Below are 21,937 nucleotides of genomic sequence, written 5' to 3'. Positions count from 1 at the left end.
AATTGACCTGCCTCAGTGGCCGCCGTTGATGGCAGCCTGCGCTGCCGCCAGCCGTGCGATCGGCACGCGGAAGGGCGAGCAGGAGACGTAGTCGAGGCCGATCCTTTCGCAGAAATGGATCGAGGCGGGATCACCGCCATGTTCACCGCAAATGCCGAGCTTCATGTCGTTTCGGGTGCGCCTGCCGCGCTCTGCGGCAATGCTGATCAGCTCGCCGACGCCATCGAAGTCCAGCGAGATGAAGGGGTCATGCTCGATGATGCCCTTGCGCTGGTAGGTGGGGATGAAGGCCGAGGCGTCGTCGCGCGAGATGCCGAAGGTGGTCTGCGTCAGGTCGTTGGTGCCGAAGGAGAAGAATTCGGCAGCTTCGGCAATCGTGTGGGCGCGCAGCGCTGCGCGCGGCAGCTCGATCATCGTTCCCACGAGATAGTCGATCTTCATGTCGGCTTCGGCCATGACGGCCTTGGCGATCGTATCGATGCGCTCCTTGACGTAATCGAGTTCGGAGCGCAGGCCGACGAGCGGCACCATGATCTCGGGCACGACGGCGGCACCGGTTTCGTGGGCGGCGGCGACTGCCGCCTCGAAGATGGCGCGGGCCTGCATCTCGACGATTTCGGGATAGGAGATCGCCAGGCGGCAGCCGCGATGGCCGAGCATCGGGTTGAACTCGTGCAGCGCATCGACGCGCTGGCGCAGGGCATGAGGCTCCATGCCCATGGCCGCCGCGACATCGGCGATTTCCTCATCCGACTTCGGCAGGAACTCGTGAAGCGGCGGATCGAGCAGGCGGATGGTGACCGGCAGGCCGTGCATGACGTTGAACAGGCTGGTGAAATCCAGCCGCTGCATCGGCAGCAGCTTGTCGAGCGAGGCGCGGCGGCCCTTCTCGTCTTCCGCCAGGATCATTTCGCGCATCACATGGATGCGGTCGCCCTCGAAGAACATGTGCTCGGTGCGGCAGAGGCCGATACCTTCGGCACCGAAGGAACGGGCGGCGCGGGCATCGGCCGGCGTATCGGCATTGGTGCGAACCGTCATGCGGCGGACGCGATCGGCCCAGCCCATGATGCGGCCGAAATCGCCGGAGAGTTCCGGCTGGATCATCGGCACTTCGCCCTTCAGCACCTGGCCGGCCGAGCCATCGATGGTGATGATGTCGCCCTTCTTCAGCGTCACGCCGACGCCGATCAGGCGCTCGTTGCGCAGATCGATACGCATGGTGCCGGCGCCGACGACGCAGGGAATGCCCATGCCGCGGGCGACGACGGCGGCGTGGCTGGTCATGCCGCCGCGGGTGGTGAGAATGCCTTCAGCGGCGTGCATGCCGTGAATATCTTCCGGGCTGGTCTCGACGCGAAGCAGGATGACCTTGCGCCCCTCCTCCTCCGCCGCAACCGCCTCTTCGGCAGTGAAGACGATGGCGCCGGTCGCCGCTCCCGGAGACGCCGGCAGGCCACTGCCGATCACCTGGCGCTGGACGCGCGGATCGATGGTCGGGTGCAGAAGCTGGTCGAGCGTCGAGGGCTCGATGCGCAGCACCGCTTCCTCTTCGGTGATCAGCCGCTCATCGACCATATCGACGGCGATCCGCATGGCGGCGCGGGTGGAGCGCTTGCCGGAGCGGGTCTGCAGCATCCAGAGCTTGCCGCGCTCGATGGTGAACTCGATGTCCTGCATGTCGCGGTAATGCGCTTCGAGCTCGGAGCAGATGCGGGTGAGCTCTGCAAAGGCCTCCGGCATCAGCTTCTCGAGCGACGGGCGCTCCGAACCGGAATTCAGCCGCCCCTCCTCCGTGATGCTCTGCGGCGTACGGATGCCGGCGACGACGTCCTCGCCCTGGGCATTGACCAGGAACTCGCCATAGAAGGACTTCTCGCCGGTCGAGGGATTGCGGGTGAAGGCGACGCCGGTTGCCGAGGCATTGCCGAGATTGCCGAAGACCATGGCCTGGATGTTGATCGCCGTGCCCCAGACTTCCGGAATATTGTGGAGCATGCGGTAGGTGACGGCGCGCGCGCTCATCCAGCTGGCGAAAACGGCGCCGACGGCGCCCCAGAGCTGGACTTCCGGCTCCTGCGGGAAGGCTTCGCCGAGCTCTTCCTCGATGATGTCCTTGTAGAGCGTGACGATATGCTGCCATTCGGCGGCGGTCAGCTCGGTATCGTATTCGTGGCCGAGACGCGCCTTCTCGTCCTCGAGGATTTCCTCGAAGACCTCGTTGTCGAGGCCCATGACGACATCGGCATACATCTGGATGAAGCGGCGGTAGCTATCCCAGGCAAAACGCGCGTCGCCGGCATCGTGGCCGAGCGCCTGCACCGTCTCGTCGTTGAGGCCGAGATTGAGCACCGTATCCATCATGCCCGGCATCGAGACACGGGCGCCGGAACGGACGGAGAGGAGAAGCGGATGGGCGGTGTCGCCGAAGCGGCGGCCGGTCGCCTTCTCGATGCCTTCGAGGCCGCTGCGGATCTGCTGCTTCAGCGCATCTTCGAGCGTACGGCCATTCTTGTAATAGGTGGTGCAGGCATCGGCGACGATCGTCAGCCCAGGTGGAACGGGAAGTCCCAGCGCGCACATTTCGGCAAGATTGGCGCCCTTGCCTCCCAGAACGTCCCGGTCGCGCGCACGGCCTTCCGCCTGCCCGTTTCCGAACGTATAGACCAGCTTGGACATCTTCCCCCCGTCTCATTCTCCGGGACCACCTTAATCCCTTGGTCCGGAAATGAAAATCGACAAATACGGCAAAATGTTGCACCGCACAATGAATGCGGGACATCAAACCGTTTTAATGAGGGAAGCGCATAAAAAAAGCTTTGCGGGACTGCAACAACGGTCCCGCAAAGCCTTATTTCCGTCCAGCCAGGAAAACTGGACGGGGGGTCCACCTATGCCATCAAGCCCGGTTTTTGCCCTCGTCCCGGACCGTCTAGCAGTATCCAACATGCGCGACGGAGCTCACTTTTCAGCAATCTCTTTATTCGCTAGGACAACTTCTAATGCAAAAGCAAGCTGAAAGCATCACCCAATTGGGTTAAGGTTTCCGCCAGACCCGTACTTTTTTGGGGTTTTCTTGAAAAGCTATTGTTTTCAAGCGGTTTCGCGCAGACGTTCGGCCGTCTGAAGGTCGACGGATACAAGCTGTGAGACGCCCTGCTCGGCCATCGTCACACCAAATAGGCGATTCATGCGGGCCATGGTGATCGGATTGTGAGTGATGATCACGAATCGCGTTTCCGTCGAAGCGGCCATCTCATCCATCAGGTTGCAATAGCGCTCGACATTGTGATCGTCGAGCGGCGCGTCCACTTCGTCCAGCACGCAGATCGGCGCCGGATTGGTGAGAAATACCGCAAAGATCAGCGCCATGGCAGTCAGCGCCTGTTCGCCGCCGGAGAGCAGCGTCATGGTCTGCGGCTTCTTGCCGGGCGGTCGCGCCAAGATTTCGAGGCCGGCTTCGAGGGGATCGTCGGATTCGATCAGCTGCAACTCGGCGGTGCCGCCGCCGAAGAGATGGGTGAAGAGGCGCTGGAACTGGCCGTTGACCACGTCGAAAGCGGCGATCAGGCGCTCGCGGCCTTCGCGGTTCAGGCTCTGGATCGCGCCGCGCAGCTTGCGGATGGCGTCGATAACGTCGTCGCGCTCCTTGATCAGCGCTTCGAGCTTTTCGCTGAGTTCCTTCTGTTCTTCCTCGGCGCGCAGATTGACGGCGCCGAGGCGCTCGCGCTCCATCTTCAGGCGCTCGAGATCACGCTCGACTTCGCGCGGATCGGGGATTGCCTGCATCGGCTGAAGGCCGGTGAGGCGGAAGGCTTCGTGCGGGGCGACGTTCAGCGCCTCGCGGATACGGCCCTCGCTCTCCTGCCGCTTTTCGCGGGCGGAGACGAGACGCTCTTCGGCGCGGCCGCGGCGTTCGCGGCTTTCGGCCAGTTCGGAGAGAGCGGTGGCGGCCTTGTGGTCGGCATCGCGCTGGACGAGCTCGGCTGCGGCAAGCAGATCGGCGGCGTTGCGGCGGGCTTCGTCGGCTTTCTGCAGCTCGCTCAGCAGCGCCCGGCGCTTGTCGTCGAATTCATCCGGCGCCATTTCCAGCTCGGCGGCTTCGTCGCGGGCTTCTTCCTCGCGGTCGCGGAGCGTTGCGATATGGTCTTCGGCGCTGGCGGCGCGCTGCCGCCAGGTTTCGCGCTCCTGGCCGATCGCCACGATGCGGCGCTGGCGGGCGTCGTTTTCGCGGTTCAGGCTTTCGTGGCGGGCGCGGGCTTCGGCAGCAAGGCCACGATCGGTCGCGACTTCGACCTGCTGCAGGCGCAGCCGCTCGTCGATCGCCGTCAGATCGGGCGCGTCTTCCAGCTCGATGCGGGCGCTCTCTTCCTGAATTGAGAGGTCTTCCTGCTGCGACTGCAGCTGGCTGACGGCCTCGGCAACGACATCGCGGCGGCGCACGAGATCGCCGGAAGCGCGCTCGGCGGCGGCAAGCGCGTCACGGGCTTCGGCGAGATGACGGACCGACAGGCGGCTCATGTCGCGGGCATCGTTGAGGCGGCGCTCCTCGCCGCGAATGCCTTCGGCGGCAGCGGCAAGGTGGTCCTCGGCTTCGGCCAGAACATCGCGGGCGAGCGAGACTTCGTTTTCCAGCTCCGCAAGGCGGTTCTTCTGGGCAAGGCGGAGGGCGGCGGCGCTCGGCGCATCGGCGCCGGTGACGTGGCCATCCCAGCGATAGACGGCGCCTTCCTTGGTGACCAGGCGCTGGCCGGGCTTCAGATCGCGCACGAGGCGGCGGGCATCGGCTTCGGCAACGAGGCCGATCTGCTGCAGGCGGCGCGTCAGGGCGGCGGGAGCGCGGACATGGTTGAGGAGCGGCGTTGTGCCGGCGGGCAATGCGGGGTCAGCGGCGCCATCGCCGTTTTCGGACCAGTGGGCCGGCGCCTTCGGATCGAGCGGCGATTCCAGATCGTCGCCGAGTGCTGCACCGAGCGCCGTCTCGAAGCCGCGATCGACGCGCAGCTCTTCGGCAACCGGCGGGAACTCGCCTGCGGCGGCACCGGCAGCCAGCATGCGCTGGATGGTGCGGGCTTCGGTTTCCAGACCATTGAGCTTGGCGCGGGCCTCATCGACGGGGGCACGCGAAAGCGCTTCGGTGCGGCGAGCTTCGGCGAGCGCCTGTTCGACCGCCTGGATCGCAGCTTCGGCTTCGGCAACGGCGATCTCGCCCGCCTCGACCATCGCCCGCTTCTCCTCGGGATCGGGAAGCGCCGAGACCTTTTCCTCGATGGCGGAAAGCTCGCGGTTCGCCTCGTCCATCTGCCGCTCGAGGCGCATCTTGCGATCGGCGAGATCGCGGATGGCGCGTTCCAGCTGGTTGCGTCCGGCGGCGGCTTCGGCGCGCTCGGCGGTCAGTGACGTGAAGATGCGCTCGCTATCGGAGAGCTTGGCGGCGGCTTCCTCGAAGGCTTCGCGCAGCTCATCGGCGTGGCGGCCGGAGTCTGCGAGGATCTCGGTGATATCGGCCTCTTCGGCATCGAGACGCGCGAGGATTTCGGCATTGTCGGAGACCAGCCGCTCCTCGCGGCGGATGTCCTCGGCAAGCTGCGTCAGGCGGCGGGTCAACTCGTCGCGGCGGCGCAGGATGCGGTTGGCATCCTCTTCCAGCTGCGTCTTGGCGATCTGCAGGCGCTGCAGGGCGGCGGCGGCGCGTGCCTCGGCATCGCGCAGTTCCGGCAGCTTCAGGCTGGCGATGCCCTGAGACTTCGCCGCCTCCATCTGGATCTGCGCCTTCTCGGCGACGACGACGGTGGCCTGGTTCAGCGCGCTGTCGGCCTCGGCTTCGGCTTCCTTGGCCTGCACCCAGCGTATATGCAGCAGCATCGCCTCGCGGGCGCGGATATCGGCCGACAGCGTCTTGAAGCGGTTTGCCTGACGGGCCTGACGCTTCAGGCTCTCGATCTGGCTTTCCAGCTGCGACGTGACGTCGTCGAGGCGCTCGAGATTGCTCTCGGCGGCGCGCAGGCGAAGCTCGGCTTCGTGGCGTCGGGAATGGAGGCCGGAAATGCCGGCCGCCTCTTCCAGCAGCTGGCGGCGGGCCTGCGGCTTGGCCGAAATCAGCTCGCCGATACGCCCCTGGCCGACCATCGACGGCGAGCGGGCGCCGGTCGAGGCATCGGCAAACAGCAGCTGCACATCCTTGGCGCGGCTTTCCTTGCCGTTGATGCGGTAGATCGAGCCCTGCTCGCGCTCGATGCGGCGGGTGACCTGGATTTCGTCGCTGTCGTTGAAGGCGGCAGGCGCGGTGCGCTCGCCATTGTCGAGGTAGAGGGCAACTTCGGCAGTGTTGCGCGCCGGGCGGTTGCCGGAGCCCGAGAAGATGACGTCATCCATGCCGGATGCGCGCATGTTCTTGTAGGAATTCTCGCCCATCACCCAGCGGAGCGCCTCGACAAGATTGGACTTGCCGCAGCCATTCGGCCCGACGACGCCCGTGAGGCCGCGCTCGATGATGAATTCAGTCGGTTCTACGAAGGATTTGAAGCCGACAAGGCGGAGCTTGTTGAACTTCATGCGGCCGTCTCCAATCGACGGACCGTGTGAGGAAGCAGGAAGGACGCCTTGAAGCTTTTGCTCCGTGGCCCCCTCATCCGCCCTTCGGGCACCTTCTCCCCGTGGGGGAGAAGGGAAGGCGCAGAGTAAAAGACGGGCGCGCGGCTTTCGCCGCCGCCCGTCAGATCAAAACGGTACGGTTCAGAGCAGGCTGTCGATAAGTGCCGACATGGAGTCAACCGTCATGTCCCCAGCGTAACGCTTGCCGTTGATCAGGAAAGTCGGCGTGGCGTTGACGCCGAACTCCTTGGAGCCCCTTTCCCGGGTCGCGTTCACTTCATCCAGAAGCTTCTGGTTCGTCAAGCACTTCGTAAAGCTATCCTCACTAAATCCAGCGAGTTTGGACATCTGCAGAAGTGCGGCGCGGCGATCGTCGGCCGCAGCCCAGGTTTCCTGCTGCTTGAAGAGCATCGAAACCATCGGGAAATACTGTTCCGGCGTGCTCAGCTTCGTCGGGTCGGAGGCGTTGCAGCGCGCCAGCATGAAGGCGGCGGCAGCGGCCGGATCGAAGGGGAACTCGCGGATGATGAAACGGACCTTGCCCGTTTCGACATACTTCTTCTTGATCTCGTCGAAGGTGGTGTTGTGGAAGTGGGCGCAATGCGGGCAGGTCATCGACATGTATTCGACGATCTTGACCTTCGCATCTTCCGGGCCGAGTGCCATTTCCGGCAGCTCGCCGGGCTTCAGCACCGCTTCCATATCGACATCGCCTTCCGGCTGCGGCATTTCAACCGCTGCATGGGCCGCGGTGGAGAGCGCGAGCGTCGCGGTCGCTGCGGCGACACCGCTCATGAGCTGGCGCTTCGTCAGTTGCATTTCAGAAAGCTGCATGGGTTCCCCATAAACAAAAAGTGGCGGCTGCATGTGCGATATAACGGCCAATGGCCGCGAACAAGGCACGCTTGGCCAACTTTCTTCAAAGAATTGTGACCTTGCAAAGGCTATAGGATGAATTGTTCTTCATCTAGCGCGATTGGTCGAGAAAATCGACGTTGATATCATCACAATTAAAATGATATCATACGCATGATATGGAGGCCCAGATGTCCGCTATAGTGGTTCGTAACCTGCCCGGAGAAACGCACCGCGCATTGAAGCAGCGTGCGGCGAAGAATGGCCGAAGCACCGAGGCTGAAATCCGTAGTATTCTCGAAGAGGCAGTCAGGCCATCCGGGCGGCTGAAGATCGGTTCGGAATTGGCCGCCTTCGCCAAGGAGATCGGCGATGCGGATCTTAGCTTCGAACGCGATCAGACACCTATCGATGCCGCGGACTTCGAATGATCATTCTCGACACCAACGTGATTTCGGAGCCGATGAAGCCCGATGCCGATCCGAAGGTGCTCGCCTGGCTGGACGATCAAGCGGCGGAAACACTTTATCTCACGTCGGTCAATCTTGCCGAATTGCTGTCCGGTATCGAGGTTCTTCCCGATGGCCGCAGAAAGGCAGGGCTTCATCAGAAGCTTGTTGAGTTGATGGCGCGCTTGTTCGAGGATCGGGTACTGCCCTTCGACGAACCGGCAGCAAGGGAATTTGCGCCGCTGATCGGAAGAGCACGCGGCGCAGGCCGCGTCATCTCCATGGCCGATGGCCAGATTGCGGCAATCGCCAGAACACGCGGCTTTACCGTCGCGACGCGGGACGTGGCGCCTTTCGAGGCGGCCGGGGTGCCGATCATCAATCCGTGGGAAAGCTAAGGCTTTACCGCCGCTTCCCCAGCACCGCCGTGCCCAGCCGTTTCACCGCCTCGCGCAGCTTGTCGCCCTCGATGCCTTCCATCATGCCTTCGAGCTTGCGGGCTGCCTCACCTTTCAGCGGTGGCGGGGTGCGGGAGCGTTTGGAGGCTTGCGAGACGGGTTTCTGGACGATGCGGATCTGGTGGACGGCGGAGAAGCCGAAGAAGCTGTTGATGCGCTGGATGAGTTCGCCTTGCGCGTGGGTGAGGAACAGGGCGCGTGCGCCTTCGCAGGCGATCGTCAGAACGCCGGGCTTGTAGGTGCCGTCTTCGCTGCCGCGGGCCCAGGCGATCTTTTCCGGCCTTGTGCAATCGGCAAAGTCCTCGCCGGCGATTTCGTCCCATGAGCCGAGCAGCGCAGTATTGATACCGGCGCGCTTGGCGAGCACGGGATCGATCAGCCCGTTCGCCAGCTCGGAGATCTGCTTTTCACCTTTGCGTGGATAACTCATCGAAACCTTCTGATGCCGCCGCCATTTGGCGTTGCTGCCTTGATCGGGCGGCAATGCTTCGCCAATTATAGGCCACTCCCCGCACTCCGGTAAATGATGACTTCCACGACACGCATCGCGCCAAGCGCAAAAGCCCTGCTCGACTGGTACGACCGGCACCACCGCGACCTGCCCTGGCGCGTCTCGCCGCCGATGGCGGCGCGCGGCATCAAGGCCGATCCCTATCGCGTCTGGCTCTCCGAAGTGATGCTGCAACAGACGACGGTGCAGGCGGTAAAACCCTACTTCGCCAATTTCCTGGCGCGCTGGCCGACGGTGAAGGATCTGGCTGCGGCGCCGAGCGAGGACGTGATGGCGGCATGGGCGGGGCTTGGATACTACGCCCGCGCCCGCAACCTGAAGAAATGCGCCGAGGCTGTCGCGGCCGGTCATGCCGGCATCTTTCCCGATACCGAGGAAGGGCTGAAATCGCTGCCCGGCATCGGCGACTATACGGCGGCGGCCGTCGCGGCCATCGCCTTCAACCGGCAAGCGGCGGTGATGGACGGCAATGTCGAGCGGGTGATCTCCCGCCTCTATGCGATCGCCACCCCCCTTCCCGCCGGCAAGCCGCTGATGAAGCAGAAGGTGGCGCTGCTGACGCCTGCCGACCGACCGGGCGATTTCGCGCAGGCGATGATGGATCTCGGGGCGACGATCTGTACGCCGAAGCGGCCCGCCTGTTCGCTCTGTCCGTTCAGGGATGCTTGCGAGGCGCTGCGGCTACACGATCCCGAGAAATTTCCGGTGAAGGCGGCGAAGAAGGACAAGCCGGTGCGCGTCGGGGCAGCCTTCATCGCGGTAACCTCGGAGGGCGAGATCTTGCTGCGGCGGCGCATCGAGAGCGGCCTGCTCGGCGGCATGACGGAGGTGCCGACGACAGGATGGACGGCGCGGATCGACGGGGCGACCGGGACGGATGCCGCACCTTTCGCCGCCGACTGGCAGGCGTCGGGAACGGTCACCCATGTCTTCACGCATTTCGAGCTGCGGCTCTCCATCTACCGCGTCGCCATTGCCGATCCCATTGAAATCAATGACGGATGGTGGGAGCCAGTTACAAATCTTGAAGCCCAGGCGCTGCCGACCATCATGAAAAAAGCGATCGCAGCGGCTATTCCTCTCGCGTTCAAATCAGCCAAGGAACGATAGATGCCCATCAATCATATTGTCTTCGATATCGGCAAAGTGCTCATCCACTATGATCCCAGCCTGCCCTACCAGCGGCTGATCCCCGATGCCGGAGAACGCAAGTGGTTTTTCGACAATGTCTGCACCCATGACTGGAACATCGAGCAGGACCGCGGCCGCACCTGGGAAGAGGCCGAAGCGCTGCTGATCGAGGCGCATCCTGAGCGCGAAGAGCAGATCCGCCATTTCCGCAAATACTGGCACGAGATGGTGCCGCATGCCTATGACGATAGCGTCGCCGTGATGGAAGAGCTGATCGCGGGCGGGCATGACGTGACGATGCTGACCAACTTCGCCTCCGATACGTTCCGCGAGGCGCAGGTGCGCTATCCCTTCCTGACGAAGACGCGGGGCGTCACCGTTTCGGGCGATGTGAAGCTGATCAAGCCGGATGTGGCGATCTACGAGATGCATGCCGACAGCTTCGGCCTCGATCCGGCAACCACCGTGTTCATCGACGATACCGTCGCCAATGTCGACGGCGCCAAGCAGGCCGGATGGCAGGCGGTGCATTTCACTGGCGCCGACAAGCTGCGCGCCGATCTGACCGCACTCGGCGTGAGGGTCTGATCATGGCGTTCGATCCTGTCGAGGAAATCAAGCTGTTCCACGGCGCCATCAACGCGCTGGATTTCGAAACCATCGAGAACTACTTCGCGGAGGATGCGACCTACGTCTCCAACGGTGTCGGCAGTCTTGCCGGGCGCGACGAGATCATGGCGGCCTTCCGCAAGTATTTCGACGATTACCCGGACCAGACGGCAATCGATACGCTGGTCGAAAAAGTGTCGCCCCGCGCTGGGCGCGCAGTCTGGTCCGTCCGGGCCACGCATAGCGGCACCGGCAAGCCGCTGATCCGCGAGGGCGAGGAGACGATCACCTTCGACGAGGACGGCCATGTGACCCACGTGCAGGTCACCGACTACCAGGCCTTCTGACCGGCAGGGCGGCACCGCTGCCGCCCTTTCTGCAACAATCCCTGCAAATGTTGCAACCAACTCAAAGACTTCAGGAACATTCTCGGTTTCCCGCTGTTTTGATCCCAGCCGCACAGATTGCGGCATGCATCAATCAGCAGCCCGGCATGGCCGGCAGGAGGACTAGGATGGGTAGAGGTATATTGCTTTGGTTTCTCGGGGTTCCGATTCCGCTGATCCTGATCATCCTTCTGTTCTGGCACTAGGGGGATCACGATGTCGCAACCCCTATCGAGCGTCGTCACCGGCGCTCCGCAGGAATCCTCGTCCTCGGCCGTCAGCTGGGGACCGATCCTCGCCGGCACGCTGGCCGCCACGGCGATCACCCTGATCTTCATGCTGATCGGCTCCGGACTGGGGCTGACGATGATCTCCCCGTTTGCCGGCGGCAGCAGTTCGCTGGCGACCATCGGTGCGACGGCGGCCGTCTGGCTGATCGTCGTGCAATGGGCATCGTCGGCGCTTGGCGGCTACATTACCGGGCGGCTGAGATCCAAATGGGTGGGCGTTCACACCTATGAGGTGTTCTTCCGCGATACGGCGCATGGCTTCCTTGCCTGGGCGCTGGCGACGTTGATCGTCGTCGGCCTGCTCGGCTCTGCGATATCGTCTCTCGCCAGTGCCGGAGCCAGCGCGACGGCGACCGCAGTCGGCGCCACGGCCGCGGTAGGCGGTGCCGGAGCAGCGGCGGCAGCCTCTAACTCGGACAGCGCCGGCGGCTTCTCGACGTCGTATTTCACGGATGCCCTGCTGCGCCCGGCCGATGGCCGCAGCGCGCCGCAGAACCAGAGCAATGAAGCCGTCAGCGCCGAGATCTCCCGCGTGCTGATCAATGGTGCGGCACAAGGCGGGATTTCGGCTGACGACCGCGCCTATCTCGACCAGGTGGTCGCTACGCGGACCGGGCTTTCGGAAGCCGATGCGAAAACCCGTGTCGATGGCGTCCTCAAGCGTATCGACGACGCCAAGGCAGCGGCGCAGAAGGCGGCCGATACGGCGCGCAAGACGGCGTCGGGCGTTGCCCTCATCGGCGCGATATCGCTGCTCGTCGGCGCCTTCATCGCCAGCGTCTCGGCCGCCATCGGCGGCCGCCAGCGGGACGACGACGAGGAGCGTCAGGCGCTGCTGCAGCGGTAAGCCGAAAAAGAAGACGCCCGGGGTGTTGATCCCCGGGCGCCATGGGCCTTCTTCCGTAACTGGAGGTACAAAAACCGGAAGAAGGTAGTTTCGACCGGTAAAGGCTTACGTTACTCCGCCTTTGCCAGATCACTGCGGATGACGGACCGGAGATCGTCGATCGGGCGCAGGGTCTGCCCGTCTTCGTAATGCCAGAAGGTCCATCCGTTGCATGCATCAAGACCCTGGACCTTAGCGCCAAGGCGATGAATGGAGCCGGCGTCACCGCCGGAGGCCACGGTGCCGTCAGCGCGGACGATCGCGCTGTAGCGGCGGCGGGCGTCGTGCAGCACCTGGCCGGGCTTGATCAGGCCACTTTCGACGAGAACGTTGAAGGCGACGCGCACTTCCTGCTTCTTGCCGGTCATGACAGTCAGTTCCGCCTTGCCGAGAGGCTCGACGGCGGCGATGCGGGCGGATGCCGCATCGATATAATCCTGCTCGCGCTCGATGCCGACGAAGTGGCGGCCGAGGCGCTTGGCAACGGCACCCGTTGTGCCCGAGCCGAAGAACGGATCGAGGATCACGTCGCCCGGCTTCGAGGAGGCCATGATGACGCGGGCGAGCAGCGCTTCCGGCTTCTGGGTCGGGTGGACCTTCTTGCCGTCGTCGCCCTTCAGGCGCTCGCCGCCGCTGCAGATCGGGAACAGCCAGTCCGAGCGCATCTGCACGTCGTCATTGGCAGCCTTCATCGCATCGTAATTGAAGGTATAGCCCTTGGCCTTGGCATCCGGGCTCGCCCAGATCATCGTTTCATGGGCGTTCTGGAAACGGCGGCCCTTGAAGTTCGGCATCGGGTTGGTCTTGCGCCAGACGATGTCGTTGAGGATCCAGAAATTCAGATCCTGCAGCGTGGCGCCGACGCGGAAGATGTTGTGATAGGAGCCGATGACCCAGATCGTGCCCGTCGGCTTCAAGACGCGGCGGCAGGCGAGCAGCCAGGCGCGTGTGAAGGCATCATAGGCTTCGAAGGAGGCGAACTGATCCCACTCGTCGTCGACGGCATCGACCAGCGACTGGTCGGGACGGTGCAGCGTGCCGCCGAGCTGGAGGTTATACGGCGGGTCGGCGAAAATCACATCGACGGAATTGGTCGGCAGGGCCTCGAGGGCAGCGACACAATCACCCTTGATGATCGTGTCGATCCAGGAATCCGATTTTGCGGAGGCCTTCAGATCGGCAAGCGGAAAGACAGACGCCATTATGATACTCGCTCATACACTTACGCTTTTTACTGATCGTTATGGTTACCCAGTTTGGTTACCAAAGCCTGAAGCGGTGAACGATTTCGGGAAATTATTCAAAAGATACACGCATAAAACGAAGAAGGCGGGCCCCCGGCCCGCCTTCCCTCAATTCGTCAGCCTGAGGCCGCTCGTGGCACTCGCCGCCTTGCTGAACAAGGCCGACATCGAGGCGGCCATGTCATCGGTCGGCTTCACCTCGAAGAACAATCCCTCGGTGGCGCAGGCTTTCAGATTGGGGCCGATATTCTTGGCGAAGACGGGGTTGATCGCCTGGTTCCAGATCGGATCCGTGGGGATCGGCAGGTAGGTGGTGTAGAGCACCGCGACCTTGATGCCGCGGTCCTTCAGCGCCGAACAGAGTTTCGGGTCGATCGGCTGCAGGCAGCGGTCGGGATTGGACCACCAGGAGCCGCCGGTGCAGCTGTCCTTGCGGCTGTCGCCCATGCCGTCGGTGACGAAGAAGACGACTTCCTGGCGGTCGCCGGTGCTGGCGCCGGTGCCGCCATCGGTCTTGATCTCCTTGCCGATGCTGGTCAGCGCCGTATCGAAGCTCGTCAGCGCATCCTCGTTGAACTGGTGGTGCTGCGTCGTCATCAGGCTGATCTGGCCGATGGCGTTGCGCATCGTCGAGAGGTCGCCGGTCAGGCTGGCGATACGCGAGATGCTGTAATAGGGCGCGGTTTCGGAGGCGGCCGCACCGAAGGTGTAGGCGGCGAAGCGGTACTGGTTCGGCTGCGTTTCCTCGGCGGCATCGTCCATCAGACCCTTGACCGCATCGGTGACCACGTCGATGCGCAGCGTGATGTCGTTGGCGCGGGCGATGATGTAATCGCTGTCGGTGTTTTCGACGCCGCTGCCCCAGACCATGTGGCAGGCGAAGGCACAGTTGCGGCCGGCGGCATCCGGGGAATTGGCGGTCGCCTTCACCAGCGCGTCGATATCGGCCTGTGTCGCGCCGATACCCATCGAGGGCGTGTTGTCGAGCAGCAGATAGAAATCCGTGTAGCTGGCGCTCGACATGCCGCCGCTCGTCGCCGTGGCCGTGCCTGCGACGGTCATCGTGTCGACGCCCAGAACCTTCATGAAGGTGGTCGGCGCATCGACACTGAAATTGACGGTCGAGGTGACGACGCCGCTTGCCTTCGCGACCTTGATCGTGATGTTGAGCGGCAGGTCGGAGAGCGACTGGCTGAGGCCGCTGGAGCGCTGCGCCATGAACATGTCCCTGGCGTCCGCCTCGGCCACGGTGATCTCGCCATCGCCGGTCATGGCCTGGACGGCCTTGTACCCGGCAGCATCGGGAGCGATCGCGCCGAGGGCGGCAGCGTCTGCGGCCTCCATCAGCTCGGTGTGCATTTCGCTTTCGTTGCTATAGTCGACGGCGATGCCTGCGGCACCCAGGAGCGGCACCATGAGGATTGCTGTCATCACGCCGAAATTGCCGCGCCGGTCCTTGAGAAAGGGACGAAAAACACGCATTGAGAATATGCCTCGGATCTAAAATATAAATCCGTTATGCGGGAAATTCGATAATATACCGTAAGCATGGAAGCGCTTTCACGGCTTCGTGACAGTAAAATAATACTTTATATACTTTAGATGATAGTGATATCCAAGTTCTATTCTACCAGTAATGGAATGCCGGCAGAGCCGCCGGCACGCCCTCGTTGATATCCGCTTCAGGCGCCTGCTGCGTCATGAACCCTGCGGCTGTCCTCTGGCGCCTCGTCCCGCTCGAACATGCCGTAGTCGCGCACGATATGGCCGATGCGCAGGCGATAATCGGCGAAGACGCCGTTGCGGCCGGCGGCCTGGGCGTTGCGGTGGGCCTCGCGGTTGCGCCAGTTCTTGACCGCCTCCTCGTCGCGCCAGAAGGACAGCGACAGGATCTTGCCGCGCATGGTCAGGCTCTCGAAGCGCTCGATGGAGATGAAGCCATCCATGCTCTCGAGTTCGCCGCGCAATCCCCCGGCGAGATCGAGATACTTGTGGCGCTCGCCCATGAAGGGCACGACTTCGAAGATGACGGCGATCATGGCAGCACCAGCTCGGCATGGGGAGCGGAGACATTCTTCAGGAAGATGCGGTCTTCCTTCAGGATGAAGCGCTCGTGTTTGGCAAATTCGTAGTTCTGGCGGCCGAGAGGATCGGCGGCGAGCCGGGCACGATAGGCCTCGTAGGCGGCAAGGCTCTCGATATTGTAGACGCCGTAAGCCGTCGTCAGCGAGCCCTCGTGCGGGGCGAAATAGCCGATCAGATCGGCGCCGTTCCTCGGGATGGCCTGGCCCCAGTTGCGGGCATATTCGGCGAAGGCCTCCTTCTTGAACGGGTCGATCTCGTAGCGGATGAAGCAGGTGAGCATGTCTTTCTCCTGTTGTTGTGAGAAGAGTTTTGCCATGTTGCGGCACCGGCATGCTTCGGTTACGATCGAAGTATGAAAGAAGGACCAGACATCGCACAGATCGGCTCGCTCATCGGCGATCCCGCCCGCGCCAACATGCTGACGGCGCTGATGGGCGGCAAGGCGCTGACGGCGACGGAGCTTGCCGCAGCCGGCGGCATCACGCTGCAGACGGCGAGCACGCATCTTTCCAAGCTCGAAGCCGGTGGCCTGCTAGCGCAGCGCAAGCAGGGGCGGCATCGCTATTTCGCGCTGGCCGACGACGCGGTCGGCAAACTGCTGGAAAGCATCATGGGCTTTGCGGCCGGGCGCGGGCATCTTCGGCATCAGCCGGGACCGAAGGAACCGGCGCTACGCAAGGCGCGCATCTGCTATGATCATCTGGCCGGCGACTACGGCGTGCGGATGCTGGACAGCCTGATCGCCTCGGGCGCCATCAATGCCATCGGCGACGGCTTGGTGGTGACCGAGAAGGGCGAAGACCGCTTCAAGTGCATCGGCATCGACCTGCACGGCCTGAAATCGTCGCGGCGGCCGCTCTGCCGCTCCTGCCTCGACTGGAGCGAGCGGCGCGCGCATCTGGCTGGCAGCCTCGGCAAGGCGCTGCTTTCGAATTTCTTCGACAAGGGCTGGGCGCGGCGAACGGCGGAAAGCCGCTCGGTGATCTTCTCCCCGGAAGGCGAGCGGCAGTTCCTGCAGCTGTTTCCGGCGGACTAAACACAGCCGCCCACAGCGCGCATCGCAGCCATGCCGCCCTGCCCGTTGAGATTTTCCGTTCCATCGTGTAAACGGCGGCGTCCCCAAACAAGGCTGGAAGAATATGCAAGGCTTCGACCTTATTATCTTCGACTGCGACGGCGTTCTGGTCGATTCCGAAATCATTGCGGCGCAAGTCGAGTCCGGGCTTCTGACCGAAGCCGGTTATCCGATCAGCCCCGAGGAAATGGCCGAGCGTTTTGCCGGCATGACCTGGAAGAACATCCTGCTGCAGGTCGAGAAGGAAGCGAGCATTCCGCTTTCAGCCTCGCTGCTCGACAAGTCCGAGAAGCTGCTCGACCTGAAGCTCGAAAGCGAAGTGCAGGCGATCGCCGGTGTCGAGGCTGCGGTTTCGAAGCTGCCGCTGAAGCGCTGCATCTGCTCCAATTCCAGCTCCCACCGTCTCGACATGATGCTCGGCAAAGTCGGCCTCAAGCCGCTGTTTGCGCCACATATCTTCTCGGCCAAGGATCTTGGACCGGATCGCGTCAAGCCGAAGCCGGATATCTTCCTGCATGGCGCGGAGAAGCTCGGCGTTTCGCCGTCGCGCACCGTCGTCGTCGAGGATTCGATCCATGGCGTTCATGCGGCGCGCAGTGCGGGCATGCGAGTCATCGGCTTTACCGGCGCTTCGCACAGCTATCCCTCGCATGCCGATCATCTGACCGATGCCGGCGCCGAAACGGTGATTTCGCGGATGAGCGATCTGCCGGGCGTCGTTGCAGCACTTTCCGAATGGGAAGGCGTGCTCTGATCAGACGAGGAGGTTGACTGCCCCGGGCAGCACCTCGAAACGCGCCGGGATATGGCCCGGCGCCTCGCCATCGCTGTCGATGGATGCCGGCTCCCCCGCCGGCCAGACCTCGACGAGCCGGGCCCGGTGGGTGCTGACCAACGGGCTTTTCACGTGACGGCCGCTATAGATGCTGTTCATCAGCGTCAGCACCTTGAGCCGCGCTGCCCCCTTGATGATCACCACATCGAAGACGCCGTCGGCGACATCCGCCTCCGGCGCCACCTTCATGCCGCCGCCGAACCAGGCGCCGTTGGCGATCGCGACAGCGGTGACCGGACCATCATAGACATCCTCGCCATCGAGGCGCAGGCGGATGCTGAGCGGCTTGTAGCGCAGGATCTCCCGGAGGCTGTGATAGAAGAACACCATCCGCCCCGGCAGCTTGCGGCCGCGGCGCGCCTCGTTGACGGCGCGCACAATCTCGCCGGAGACGCCGAAGCTCGCGATATTGATGAAGTGCCGGGTGCAGGTCAGGCCGTCTTCGGTCTCGCAGGTGAGCAAACCGGCATCGACGGACCGGACCGGTGCGGTGACAAGATGCTCGGCGATCCTGGCGGGTTCACGCGGAATCTTGAAATTGCGGGCAAAATCACAGCCGGTGCCTGTCGGGATGAAGGAGAAGACGGCGCCCGGGCGATGCGAGCGCAGGATGCCGCCGGCGACCTCGCCGACCGTGCCATCGCCGCCGACGGCGAGCACCAGGTCGCAGCCGTCTTCGGCGAGCTCGCGTCCATGCCTTTCGGCATCGCCGAAACCCTTGGTCTCACGCAGGCTGATATCGGCCGAGCGTGCCTCGAGCGCACGCCGCAACGCGGACCAGAACAGCCGCCTGCCCCGCCTTCCGGACGCCGGATTGAGAACGATGCCGATTTTCACGATCTAATCTCTCCCGCCATGACAGAAGCATGACGGGAGGGCCGAAACAAGCGGCGCTTTACGAGCTCTTGGCTTTCTTCTTGGTCTTCGGGGCGTTGCCCTGATCGAAGCCGATATTGACGCGCACCAGCGCGCCCGAGCCGACCGGCAGCTTGAAGCCGTCGTGGCGGAAGAGAACCTGCGTCGAGGTCTGGCCAGGCGGGATCTGCGCGGTGAAGGGCACGGTTTCGCTGTTGATCGCACCCTGGCTATCGACGGCGCTGATGCGGATCGGCAGCGACACAGTGCCGGAACCGCCGGCCGGACCGGCGAGCACGCGAATCTGCGCGACGATGGTCATCGTCAGGTTCTGGTCGTTCAGCGTGCACTGGCGCGTGTAATCGGCGAAGGAGGCCTGATAGACGATCTGGTCGGTCGGCTGCGTATCCTGCTGGCCGGCGGCGCTGTTGACGACAGGCTTCTTGCCGCCCTTGGCATAGGTGCGGAAGATCGCGTCCTGATCACGCATGTAGATCTGTGGGCAGGCGCCCTGAACGACGCGCTGGACATTGCCGGAAGCGTTGGTGGCGGTGCCGATCGAGGGGTCGTTGGAAGACGGATTCTGCGGCGCCATCGGCATGATCTGGGCATTGCCGCTCGGCTGCGCCGGGGTCTCTGCCGGCTTGCTGTCGCCGCCCATTCCAAGGGAATTGCAGCTTGCGAGAAGAGCGGCCAACGATGCGGAAACGATGAGACGCGAGACTTTGCCGAACACGATTATTCCACCCTCTTACAAAGTTTTTTGGCAGGCCCGAAGTCGCGTTTGCAAGGCCTTTCGTCACAGTTTGCGATGGTCTATATCAGCGGCGCAAAGAAAAATCGATTGGGTAAGCACCGTTTTGATGCACATTTCAGCCCGCATCATTCCGGGGGCTTGCTTTCCTTCTCCGGATTTCCTCCGGCCATAACGTCAAGGATGAAGAACGTGGACTATATCTCGACCCGCGGCGAAGCCCCTTCCCTCGGCTTTTGCGATGCGCTTCTGACGGGTCTTGCCCGCGACGGCGGTCTCTATGTTCCGCGTGAATGGCCGCACTTCTCCAAGAAGGACATCCGGGCGCTGCGCGGCAAGAGCTATCAGGACATCGCGTTCACGATTCTCTCGCCGTTCACCAATGGCGAAATTCCCGCCGACACGTTCCGCGCCATGATCGACGAGGCCTATGGCACCTTCCGCCACCCGGCAATCGCGCCGCTGGTGCAGACCGGCCCGAACAGCTTCGTGATGGAGCTCTTCCACGGCACGACGCTCGCCTTCAAGGACGTGGCGATGCAGCTGCTCGCACGCCTGATGGACTATGCGCTGGAGAAGCGCGGCGAGCGCGCCACCATCGTCGGCGCCACCTCGGGCGACACGGGCGGTGCCGCGATCGACGCCTTCGCGGGCCGCGATCGCACCGACATCTTCATCCTCTTCCCGCATGGCAAGGTCTCGCCGGTACAGCAGCGCCAGATGACGACCTCGACCTCGCCGAACGTTCACGCGCTTGCCGTCAACGGCAATTTCGACGACTGCCAGAACCTCGTGAAGGCGATGTTCAACGACGGCGCCTTCCGCGACAAGGTGAAGCTGTCCGGCGTCAACTCGATCAACTGGGCGCGCATCATGGCCCAGATCGTCTATTACTTCACGACCGCGGTTGCTCTCGGCGGTCCGGACCGGAAGATCTCGTTCACCGTACCGACGGGGAATTTCGGGGATATCTTTGCCGGTTACGCCGCCAAGAAGATGGGTCTGCCAATCGGCAAGCTGGTCATCGCCACCAACGAGAACGACATCCTGGCTCGGACGATGAAGACCGGCCGCTACGACATGAAGGAGGTCAAGGCGACCACCTCTCCGTCGATGGATATCCAGATCTCCTCGAACTTCGAACGCCTGCTGTTCGAAGCCTATGACCGCGACGCCTCGAAGGTGCGCCATGCCATGGACAGCCTGAAGCAGTCGAACGGTTTCGAGATCTCCTCGAAGGCGCTTGCCGCCATCAAGAAGGATTTCCGTGCCGGCCGCGCCAGCGAGAAGCAGGTGGCCCAGACGATCAAGCAGACGCATGCCGAAACCGGCTATCTGCTCGATCCGCATTCGGCGATCGGCGTCTTTGTTGCGACCAAGCACGAGAAGCCGAACACGCCGATGGTGACGCTGGCGACAGCCCACCCGGCTAAGTTCCCGGCGGCCGTAAAATCCGCCTCCGGTATTGACCCGGCGCTCCCGACGTGGCTTGCTGATCTGATGCTTAAGGAGGAGCGCTTCCAAGTCATCGATCCGGAACTTAAGGCCGTTGAAAGCTTTATCGGCAAGCATGCCCGGACGTAATTCGGCAGGCGCAGAAAGATAGCCAATGACAGTTGAGTGCACCCGGCTCAAATCCGGGCTGACAGTAGTGACCCAGACCATGCCGCACCTTGAAAGTGCCGCGCTCGGGGTCTGGATCAAATCAGGTTCGCGCAACGAGACGGAAGACGAGCATGGCATCGCCCACCTGCTCGAACACATGGCTTTCAAAGGCACCGCACGCCGCTCGGCGCGCGATATCGCCGAAGAAATCGAGGATGTCGGCGGCGAAGTGAACGCCGCGACATCGACCGAAACCACCTCCTATTACGCCCGTGTCCTCAAGGATCACGTGCCGCTCGCCATCGATATCCTCGCCGACATCCTGACGGAATCGGCTTTCGAGGAAGATGAGCTGGAGCGCGAAAAGCAGGTCATCCTGCAGGAAATCAACGCCGCCAACGACACGCCCGACGACGTGGTCTTCGACAAGTTCTCGGAGACCGCCTATCGCGACCAGACGCTCGGCCGGCCGATCCTCGGCACGCCGGAGACCGTCGTCTCCTTCTCGCCGCAGCAGATCCGCACCTATCTCAGCCGCAACTACACGACGGACCGGATGTTCGTCGTCGCGGCCGGTGCCGTAAAGCACGACGAATTCGTGAAGATGGTGGAGCAGCGCTTCGCCAGCCTGCCGACCTCGCCGAGCGCCCCGCCCGTCATGGAGCCCGCCCGCTATATCGGCGGCAACGTGCGCGAGACGCGCGACCTGATGGACGCGCAGATCCTGCTCGGCTTCGAGGGCAAGGCCTATCACGCCCGCGACTTCTACTGTTCGCAGATTCTCGCCAATATCCTCGGCGGCGGCATGTCCTCCCGCCTGTTCCAGGAAGTGCGCGAAATCCGCGGCCTCTGCTACTCGATCTATGCCTTCCACTGGGGCTTTTCCGATACCGGCATCTTCGGCATCCATGCCGCGACCGGCGGCGAGAACCTGCCGGAACTGGTGCCCGTCATCATCGACGAGCTGCACAAGTCGGCATCCTCGATCGAGCAGAAGGAAATCGAGCGCGCCCGCGCCCAGATCCGCGCCCAGCTTCTCATGGGCCAGGAAAGCCCGGCCGCCCGCGCCGGTCAGATCGCCCGCCAGATGATGCTTTACGGCCGCCCGATCTCCAACCAGGAGATGATGGAACGCCTCGAAGGCATCACCGTCGAGCGCCTCACCGACCTCGCCGGCCGGCTGTTCTTCGATACCGTTCCGACGCTTTCGGCGATCGGCCCGCTGGAGCAGCTTGCCCCGATGGAAGACATCGCCGCATCGCTTTCCGCCACGGTGCCGCAGTCCAAGCAAGCAAGCCGCTAGACCGCTTTCAGC

At 63.2% G+C, this 21,937-nt stretch carries 20 protein-coding genes; 10 read left to right on the top strand and 10 right to left on the bottom strand.

The genetic code is table 11. The features are described from left to right. Nucleotides 1-12 precede the first annotated feature (12 nt). The 3 genes from ppdK to ABIE40_RS04310 all read right to left on the bottom strand — a co-directional run bounded on the left by ppdK (nt 13) and on the right by ABIE40_RS04310 (nt 7,428). On the bottom strand, nt 13-2,679 hold the full coding sequence (gene ppdK / locus ABIE40_RS04320; protein ID WP_112712791.1) for a pyruvate, phosphate dikinase: 2,667 nt from the start codon (nt 2,677-2,679) through the stop codon (nt 13-15). Nucleotides 2,680-3,093: 414 nt separating this feature from the next. Further along, a complete protein-coding gene (smc, locus tag ABIE40_RS04315; protein WP_199626363.1) occupies nt 3,094-6,555 on the bottom strand; it encodes a chromosome segregation protein SMC in 3,462 nt (1,153 codons plus the stop codon). 180 nt (nt 6,556-6,735) lie between these two features. Next, the gene (locus ABIE40_RS04310) at nt 6,736-7,428 is read right to left on the bottom strand and encodes a DsbA family protein (RefSeq protein WP_199626362.1); all 693 of its coding nucleotides are present in this window, start codon (nt 7,426-7,428) and stop codon (nt 6,736-6,738) included. Nucleotides 7,429-7,640: 212 nt separating this feature from the next. On the opposite strand from ABIE40_RS04310, the gene ABIE40_RS04305 reads away from it, so the two are divergent. Together ABIE40_RS04305 and ABIE40_RS04300 are read left to right on the top strand one after the other, a co-directional pair. Further along, nucleotides 7,641-7,880 carry a FitA-like ribbon-helix-helix domain-containing protein gene (locus tag ABIE40_RS04305; protein WP_199626361.1) on the top strand — a complete coding sequence of 80 codons (240 nt, stop codon included), beginning with the start codon at nt 7,641-7,643 and terminating at the stop codon, nt 7,878-7,880. Continuing rightward, a complete protein-coding gene (locus tag ABIE40_RS04300; RefSeq protein WP_199626360.1) occupies nt 7,877-8,296 on the top strand; it encodes a type II toxin-antitoxin system VapC family toxin in 420 nt (139 codons plus the stop codon). The genes ABIE40_RS04305 and ABIE40_RS04300 overlap by 4 nt, the downstream gene beginning before the upstream one ends. A 4-nt stretch (nt 8,297-8,300) precedes the next feature. Here the strand turns inward: ABIE40_RS04300 and ABIE40_RS04295 are convergent, their stop codons facing one another. Next, nucleotides 8,301-8,786 carry a DUF721 domain-containing protein gene (locus tag ABIE40_RS04295; RefSeq protein ID WP_112714324.1) on the bottom strand — a complete coding sequence of 162 codons (486 nt, stop codon included), beginning with the start codon at nt 8,784-8,786 and terminating at the stop codon, nt 8,301-8,303. Nucleotides 8,787-8,882: 96 nt separating this feature from the next. Between ABIE40_RS04295 and mutY the strand changes: the two genes are divergently transcribed. From mutY to ABIE40_RS04275, 4 genes are all read left to right on the top strand, one after another. Further along, complete coding sequence (mutY, locus tag ABIE40_RS04290; protein ID WP_199626804.1) at nt 8,883-9,977, top strand: A/G-specific adenine glycosylase; 1,095 nt, start codon at nt 8,883-8,885, stop codon at nt 9,975-9,977. Beyond that, a complete protein-coding gene (locus ABIE40_RS04285; protein ID WP_199626359.1) occupies nt 9,978-10,586 on the top strand; it encodes an HAD family hydrolase in 609 nt (202 codons plus the stop codon). It begins immediately after the preceding gene. A 2-nt stretch (nt 10,587-10,588) separates the two neighbouring features. After that, nucleotides 10,589-10,954 (top strand): nuclear transport factor 2 family protein, encoded by a 366-nt coding sequence (locus ABIE40_RS04280; RefSeq protein ID WP_112712799.1) that lies wholly within the window; start codon nt 10,589-10,591, stop codon nt 10,952-10,954. A gap of 255 nt (nt 10,955-11,209) precedes the next feature. Continuing rightward, the gene (locus tag ABIE40_RS04275) at nt 11,210-12,130 is read left to right on the top strand and encodes a hypothetical protein (RefSeq protein ID WP_199626358.1); all 921 of its coding nucleotides are present in this window, start codon (nt 11,210-11,212) and stop codon (nt 12,128-12,130) included. 110 nt (nt 12,131-12,240) lie between these two features. On the opposite strand, the gene ABIE40_RS04270 is transcribed toward ABIE40_RS04275, so the two are convergent. The 4 genes from ABIE40_RS04270 to ABIE40_RS04255 form a co-directional block, all read right to left on the bottom strand. Next, nucleotides 12,241-13,371 carry a site-specific DNA-methyltransferase gene (locus ABIE40_RS04270; protein WP_112712803.1) on the bottom strand — a complete coding sequence of 377 codons (1,131 nt, stop codon included), beginning with the start codon at nt 13,369-13,371 and terminating at the stop codon, nt 12,241-12,243. A 150-nt stretch (nt 13,372-13,521) separates the two neighbouring features. After that, nucleotides 13,522-14,895, bottom strand: coding sequence for a pilus assembly protein TadG-related protein (locus ABIE40_RS04265; protein WP_199626357.1), 1,374 nt, complete (start codon nt 14,893-14,895; stop codon nt 13,522-13,524). A gap of 200 nt (nt 14,896-15,095) precedes the next feature. Further along, on the bottom strand, nt 15,096-15,452 hold the full coding sequence (locus ABIE40_RS04260; RefSeq protein WP_199626356.1) for an antibiotic biosynthesis monooxygenase family protein: 357 nt from the start codon (nt 15,450-15,452) through the stop codon (nt 15,096-15,098). Then, a complete protein-coding gene (locus ABIE40_RS04255; protein ID WP_199626355.1) occupies nt 15,449-15,778 on the bottom strand; it encodes an NIPSNAP family protein in 330 nt (109 codons plus the stop codon). The genes ABIE40_RS04260 and ABIE40_RS04255 overlap by 4 nt, the downstream gene beginning before the upstream one ends. 72 nt (nt 15,779-15,850) lie before the next feature. On the opposite strand from ABIE40_RS04255, the gene ABIE40_RS04250 reads away from it, so the two are divergent. Together ABIE40_RS04250 and ABIE40_RS04245 are read left to right on the top strand one after the other, a co-directional pair. After that, nucleotides 15,851-16,534, top strand: coding sequence for an ArsR/SmtB family transcription factor (locus tag ABIE40_RS04250; RefSeq protein ID WP_199626354.1), 684 nt, complete (start codon nt 15,851-15,853; stop codon nt 16,532-16,534). Nucleotides 16,535-16,637: 103 nt separating this feature from the next. After that, the gene (locus ABIE40_RS04245) at nt 16,638-17,327 is read left to right on the top strand and encodes an HAD family hydrolase (RefSeq protein WP_112712813.1); all 690 of its coding nucleotides are present in this window, start codon (nt 16,638-16,640) and stop codon (nt 17,325-17,327) included. Here ABIE40_RS04245 and ABIE40_RS04240 read toward each other — a convergent pair whose 3' ends face one another. Together ABIE40_RS04240 and ABIE40_RS04235 are read right to left on the bottom strand one after the other, a co-directional pair. Continuing rightward, a complete protein-coding gene (locus ABIE40_RS04240) occupies nt 17,328-18,245 on the bottom strand; it encodes a diacylglycerol/lipid kinase family protein (RefSeq protein ID WP_112712815.1) in 918 nt (305 codons plus the stop codon). Between the two features lie 58 nt (nt 18,246-18,303). Next, nucleotides 18,304-19,002: a hypothetical protein gene (locus ABIE40_RS04235; protein WP_199626802.1), complete on the bottom strand. Its 699-nt coding sequence runs from the start codon at nt 19,000-19,002 to the stop codon at nt 18,304-18,306. 207 nt (nt 19,003-19,209) lie between these two features. Between ABIE40_RS04235 and thrC the strand changes: the two genes are divergently transcribed. Beyond that, complete coding sequence (thrC, locus tag ABIE40_RS04230) at nt 19,210-20,601, top strand: threonine synthase (protein WP_502944774.1); 1,392 nt, start codon at nt 19,210-19,212, stop codon at nt 20,599-20,601. 25 nt (nt 20,602-20,626) lie between these two features. After that, complete coding sequence (locus ABIE40_RS04225) at nt 20,627-21,925, top strand: M16 family metallopeptidase (RefSeq protein WP_112712821.1); 1,299 nt, start codon at nt 20,627-20,629, stop codon at nt 21,923-21,925. The last annotated feature ends 12 nt before the right edge of the window (nt 21,926-21,937 follow it).

It is taken from the genome of Rhizobium sp. OAE497 (assembly GCF_040546565.1).
Taxonomy (GTDB): Bacteria; Pseudomonadota; Alphaproteobacteria; order Rhizobiales; family Rhizobiaceae; genus Rhizobium.
This window is presented reverse-complemented; position numbering and strand designations above follow the sequence as displayed.